The organism is Nocardia sp. NPDC023733 (assembly GCF_040639775.1).
GTDB lineage: Bacteria > Actinomycetota > Actinomycetes > Mycobacteriales > Mycobacteriaceae > Nocardia > Nocardia rosealba.
In genome coordinates this window covers 1-4,275 of sequence record NZ_JBFAAN010000016.1, presented here as the reverse complement: position 1 = coordinate 4,275, position 4,275 = coordinate 1, and the positions used below count along the sequence as shown (strand labels likewise).

Annotated in this window: 5 protein-coding genes; 3 read left to right on the top strand and 2 right to left on the bottom strand. The window is 67.2% G+C overall.

Going from position 1 to position 4,275, the window contains the following annotated elements:
* Positions 1-158: 158 nt before the first annotated feature.
* The gene (gene nucS, locus AB0F86_RS29580; protein WP_067498208.1) at positions 159-908 is read left to right on the top strand and encodes an endonuclease NucS; all 750 of its coding nucleotides are present in this window, start codon (positions 159-161) and stop codon (positions 906-908) included.
* Between the two features lie 11 nt (positions 909-919).
* Positions 920-1,213 (top strand): ATP/GTP-binding protein, encoded by a 294-nt coding sequence (locus tag AB0F86_RS29575; protein WP_356987547.1) that lies wholly within the window; start codon positions 920-922, stop codon positions 1,211-1,213.
* 97 nt (positions 1,214-1,310) lie between these two features.
* Here AB0F86_RS29575 and AB0F86_RS29570 read toward each other — a convergent pair whose 3' ends face one another.
* Together AB0F86_RS29570 and mce are read right to left on the bottom strand one after the other, a co-directional pair.
* Positions 1,311-2,315, bottom strand: coding sequence for a hypothetical protein (locus AB0F86_RS29570; RefSeq protein ID WP_067498215.1), 1,005 nt, complete (start codon positions 2,313-2,315; stop codon positions 1,311-1,313).
* A gap of 86 nt (positions 2,316-2,401) precedes the next feature.
* Positions 2,402-2,863 carry a methylmalonyl-CoA epimerase gene (gene mce, locus AB0F86_RS29565; RefSeq protein WP_067988726.1) on the bottom strand — a complete coding sequence of 154 codons (462 nt, stop codon included), beginning with the start codon at positions 2,861-2,863 and terminating at the stop codon, positions 2,402-2,404.
* 89 nt (positions 2,864-2,952) lie between these two features.
* Here mce and AB0F86_RS29560 point away from each other — a divergent pair, with 89 nt between their 5' ends.
* A complete protein-coding gene (locus AB0F86_RS29560) occupies positions 2,953-4,134 on the top strand; it encodes an acetyl-CoA C-acetyltransferase (RefSeq protein ID WP_356987549.1) in 1,182 nt (393 codons plus the stop codon).
* Positions 4,135-4,275: the final 141 nt, after the last annotated feature.

The following is a 4,275-nucleotide window of genomic DNA, read 5'->3' as shown; positions in this document are numbered from 1 at the left end:
ATTCCGAACCCGGAAGCTAAGGCCACCTGCGCCGATGGTACTGCACTCGACAGGGTGTGGGAGAGTAGGACACCGCCGGACAATCATTCACGAAAAGGCCCTCCAGCCATGCTGGAGGGCCTTTTTGCGTTCTCCGGAGCGTCCCCTAGAGTGGCCGGGTGCGCCTTGTCATTGCTCGTTGCCAGGTCGACTACGTCGGTCGGCTGACCGCTCACCTCCCGATGGCCCGCAGGCTCTTGCTCATCAAGGCCGACGGTTCGGTGCTGGTGCATTCCGACGGCGGCTCGTACAAGCCGCTCAACTGGATGAGCCCGCCGTGCTGGCTCCAGGAGCGCGACGTCGCCTCGCTGAACCCGCCGGCGGAACTGCCCGAGGGCGTGCGTCCGCTGCGCGAGGAGCCCATGCAGGCGCCCGAGAACAACTTCAAGGCCCTGTGGGTGGTGACCAACAAGGCCGGCGAGGAACTGCGCATCGCGATCGAGGAGATCGAGCACGATTCCTCGCACGAGCTCGGTATCGATCCCGGCCTCGTGAAGGACGGTGTGGAGGCGCACCTGCAGGAGCTGCTCGCCGAGCACGTCACCAAGCTCGGGGAGGGGTACACCCTGGTGCGCCGCGAGTACATGACCGCGATCGGCCCCGTCGATCTGCTGTGCCGCGACGCCGACGGCGCGACGGTCGCGGTGGAGATCAAGCGACGCGGCGACATCGACGGCGTCGAACAGCTCACCCGCTATCTGGAACTGCTCAACCGCGACCCGCTGCTCGCGCCTGTGCGCGGTGTGTTCGCGGCCCAGCAGATCAAGCCGCAGGCGAAGACTCTCGCCGAGGACCGGGGGATCCGTTGCCTCACGCTCGATTACGACGAGCTGCGTGGCACCGAGAGCAACGTTTTCCGGTTGTTCTAGGAAGCAGTGCCATGCCACGTCGTAAACCGCGCCAGGAAGGCCGTAGCGGCCCGCCGCCGCTCGGTGATGTGTACGGGCGCACCGAGGAGGGGCCGGGCGGCGACGAGATCTATGTCGTGCGAACGGTTCCCGGTGCGCGGGCGGTGAAGACCTACCGCTGCCCGGGCTGTGACCACGAGATCGCGCCGGGGGTGGCCCATATCGTCGCCTGGGCCGTCGAGGGCGGTGAGGACGATCGTAGGCACTGGCATCAGGGTTGCTGGAACGGCAGGCGCACACGGGGAATCACGCGCCGCTGGTCCTGAGCCCGGCCGAGACGCCGAAAACCGGAGGCCACCTCGATGATTCGAGGTGGCCTCCGGTTTTCCAGGTGTAGACGTGTCGTCGCAGAGTCCGACAGGGTCAGTTGACGTCGGCGCTCTCGCGGTCCTCGTCGACGATGTCCTCGTCGGAGACCTCCGGGATGGCCTTGTTCTGGCGCGAGCCCGAGACGGACTTGTTGTTGCCATTGTTGTTGTTGCTGATCGACTTACGCTCGGGGGCGCCGTCGAGCAGTTCGCTCTCACGGTTGACCGCCGCGAGCATGGCGGGCACCGAGTCGAGCTGACCGCGGATACCGAGCAGCTGGGCCAGGACCCGGCCGCGCAGCACGCGCATTTCCTCGGCCAGTTCCTTCGCGTGCGCGATCTTGCGCTCGGAGGTCTGGGTGGCGGAGCTGATGAGGCGGTTGGCCTCGTCGGTCGCGTCCTTGATCCGCTGGGCGGCCTCGGCGCGACTGGTGGCCTCGAGCTCCTCCATGGCACGAGTCAGCTTGGTGCGCCGATCGTTCATGGTGGCCTCGAAGTCCTGCTGGGTGGCCTTGCGCTTGGCCTCGGCCTCCTTGGCGAGACGCTCGGCCTCGGCCTGGGCGGCCTCGATGATCTTGGTCGACTCGGTGCGCGCCTTCGCGAGGGTCTGCTCGAACTCGATCTCGAGCGCCTCGCGCTTCTCCTTGGTCTCCGCGAGCAGCGACTCGTACTTGCCACGCATCTCGGTGGCCTGCTGCTCGGCGATCGACACCATCTCGGCAGCCTCGGCCTGGGCCAGTGCGCGAACCTCGGACGCTTCGTCCGAGGCCAGGCGCAGCATGCGCGAGATACGGTCGGACATACCTTCGGCGGTGGTCGGCGGCACGGAGAGCCGGTCGACCTCCTTGCGGAGCTCGTCGATCTCGTCCCGGGCGTCTTCCAGCTGGGCGGCGAGATTGCGGGCCTGCGCGGCGGCAGCATCCCGGTCGGTGGCGGTGACGCGAAGCTCCGCGTCGAAGCGGTCGAAGTAGTTGCGCACCTCGTCTTGCGCATAACCCTTGCGCACAACGGTGAAGGGCAGTGCAACGAAGCGATTGCGATCGGACTCAGGTGACGACATGGCACACAAAATACAGCCTCGAGCGACACGATGGAGACTCGACCGGGAATGTGATCTCGCCGAGATTTCCCGGTCGGACCGGCCTACTAGTGCGTAACATCCGGGTTCGGCTCCACGAGCTCGATCAGCACACCCCCAGCATCCTTCGGATGGACGAAATTGATGCGAGAATCAGCGGTTCCGTGTCGAGGCGCCTCGTACAGCAAACGCAGCCCACGCTCGCGTAGGAAGCCCGAAACGGCCTCGATATCGGTGACCCGGTAGGCCAGCTGCTGCAGTCCCGGGCCGCTGCGGTCGATGAACTTGGCGATGGTCGACTCGGGCGTGAGCGGGGCCAGCAATTGCAGGGCGGTCGCGCGGTCGGCGGCGGCCGGGCACGACAGCATCGCCTCGACGACGCCCTGGGCCTCGTTCACCTCGCGGTGGGTCTCGACCATGCCGAGGTTGTCGGTGTACCAGGCCACCGCGGTGTCGAGGTCGGGCACGGCGATGCCCACATGGTCGACGGCGATGACGTAGTCGGCGGGGATGAAGTTCGCATTGGTCACCCCACGAAGCTAGCGCGACCTGCGTACCAGCCGCCGGTCCGCAGGGGTTACCGTTGAGTACAGGTTCGAACTATGAATGCGAGGCTTGCGTGACCACTTCTGTCATCGTGTCCGGTGCGCGTACCCCGGTCGGGCGGCTGCTTGGCGGTCTGAAGGACTTCAAGGCCTCGGATCTGGCCGGTGTGGCCATCAAGGCCGCCCTGGAGAAGGGTGGCGTCGCGCCCGAGCAGGTCCAGTACGTGATCCTCGGCCAGGTGCTGCAGGCCGGTGCGGGGCAGCTGCCCGCGCGCCAGGCCGCCATCGCCGCGGGTATCCCGATGGATGTGCCGTCGGTGCTCGTCAACAAGGTCTGCTTGTCCGGCATCAACGCGATCGCCTTGGCGGATCAGCTGATTCGCGCAGGCGAGCACGAGATCGTCGTGGCGGGCGGCATGGAGTCGATGAGCCAGACTCCGCACCTGCTGCCCAAGAGCCGCGAGGGCTTCAAGTACGGCAACACCACCCTCGTGGACCACATGGCCTACGACGGCCTGCACGACGTCATCACCGATCAGGCGATGGGTCTGCTCACCGAGGACCGCAACGACCTCGACAAGGTGAGCCGCGAGGAGCAGGACGCGTTCGCCGCCGCCTCGCACCAGCGTGCCGCGGCCGCGTGGAAGAACGGTGTGTTCGAGGGCGAGGTCGTGCCGGTGGCCGTGCCGCAGCGCAAGGGCGACCCGGTCTACGTCACCGAGGACGAGGGCATCCGCGCCGACACCACCGTCGAGTCGCTCGGCAAGCTGCGTCCGGCCTTCCGCAAGGACGGCACCGTCACCGCGGGCACCGCCTCGCAGATCTCCGACGGTGCGGCCGCGGTGGTCGTGATGAGCAAGGCGAAGGCCGAGGAGCTCGGGCTCGAGTGGATCGCGGAGATCGGTGCCGCGGGCCAGGTCGCCGGACCGGACTCGACGCTGCAGGATCAGCCCGCCAACGCCATCCTGGCCGCCTGCGCCAAGGAGGGCATCACGCCCGCCGACCTGGACCTCATCGAGATCAACGAGGCCTTCGCGGCCGTCGGTGTGTCCTCTACACGCAAGCTCGGCTACGACCCGGAGAAGGTGAACGTCAACGGTGGCGCCATCTCTATCGGTCACCCGCTCGGCATGTCGGGCGCCCGCATCCTGCTGCACCTGGCGCTGGAACTGAAGCGTCGCGGTGGTGGCGTGGGCGCTGCCGCGCTGTGCGGTGGTGGCGGTCAGGGCGACGCTTTGATTATTCGCGTGTCGTAGGACGGGCCTTTGGGGTTTGCGCCCAAAACGGTATTGGGCTGTGTTTTTGGAGCGCTGGCGCGCTCGAGCGCGGCCCCTGGAGGGCCGCGAGTTAGCCACCGTTGCTCGCGCTTCGCGCATGCGCAACGGCGGCTAACTCGC

Bases quoted from the DNA above. Each gene is read 5' to 3' on its own strand.
- AB0F86_RS29575 (WP_356987547.1), top strand. From the start codon at position 920: ATGCCACGTCGTAAACCGCGCCAGGAAGGCCGTAGCGGCCCGCCGCCG.
- AB0F86_RS29570 (WP_067498215.1), bottom strand. From the start codon at position 2,315: ATGTCGTCACCTGAGTCCGATCGCAATCGCTTCGTTGCACTGCCCTTC.